The sequence below is a fragment of the Methanocalculus sp. genome, from assembly GCF_029762515.1.
GTDB lineage: Archaea > Halobacteriota > Methanomicrobia > Methanomicrobiales > Methanocorpusculaceae > Methanocalculus.
Window position 1 is genome coordinate 1 of sequence record NZ_JARVGN010000558.1, and the last position, 1125, is coordinate 1125.

A 1125-nucleotide genomic window follows, 5' to 3' on the forward strand; every position below is an offset into this window, starting at 1 on the left:
CTTTGAGGTAATCGGGGATCTGCCTGAGCTTGATCTGAAGCTTGCCTCAGAGATCACGTACAGGATTCGGGCGATCGCACGCGGTAATGTCTCATTTCATGGTTTTTTTGCCCAGGTGTCTGATCCATTCTTCACAGGCGGGATCGCTTTCTCACGTGAGTGTGATCTGGCACCTGCCATACAGGTTCAGCCACGGGGATCCCCGGTGGTTCTGAGCGGAGAGACCACCGGGTACGGGGAGGCGACCTCACGCAGGCTACTCTCGCCATCCGGAACGGCGGTCCGATCATTCCGGCCATATATGCCGGGAGATGATCCCCGCCAGATCGACTGGAAGGTGACTGCAAAGACCAACAGGCTTACGGTCCGTGAGGTGTATGCACAGGCAGGCGAGATACCGGTTATTGTCCTCGATATGCCCGATGATGCCGTGATGGCCGAGCGGCTGGTCGGGTTTGCTGCAGGTGCTGCCGAAGACTCGTTGAAGTCATCCCATTCGGTCTCTCTCCTCGCTATAGCAGGGGGGAACGTGATCAGGTTTCTGCCCGATGAACGGCAGGCTTCCCGTGTTTTGGCTGCCATCCGTGATCTTCCCCCATCCGGGCGAAATGATCACTTCTACCGCTATCTCTCAGAGACTGATACCAGGAGAGTGATCCTCTCCCTGCCGACTGCATCGGTACTTCAGACATGGTTTACGGCTGTTATCAGTCACCGGGGAATGCCTTCATTTGAAGCAGAATGTATCCGTGCATTCTCAAGGACGAAAGGAACGTCAGTCCTCCTCTTCAGTACAGCAATTGGTGATGCAAGCCACATCGGTATGGTTGCACGGGCGGCAAAACGGATCGGGCTCTCTGTACACCTGCGGATCCCTTCATCATCTACGGTTTCCCTACGGCAGGCTGCTTTTCCGATCGATTCTGTCGAGGTGATCTGAATGGATATGCCCGCTTTGAATAAAGATCTGGTACTTCGGATCCTCTTCCTGGCAGTCTCCGGTTCACTCCTGATCGCGTTTCATCCCCTCCTCATGATCGCATGGCCGTTTGCCCTGTTCGGGATGGTGTATGCCAGGCGGATCCCGGAGAGCCCGATCATTGAGCTCTGTTTCGGGGTGCCGCT

The 1125-nt window shown here is 55.7% G+C and carries 2 protein-coding genes; both read left to right on the forward strand.

Annotation, left to right across the window (positions count from 1 at the left end; genetic code table 11):
- A partial coding sequence (locus tag QCH34_RS13135; protein ID WP_300334779.1) for a DUF58 domain-containing protein occupies positions 1 to 940 on the forward strand: 940 nt, incomplete at its 5' end.
- Positions 941 to 1125 (forward strand): hypothetical protein (locus QCH34_RS13140; RefSeq protein WP_300334780.1); only part of this gene is annotated, 185 nt, incomplete at its 3' end.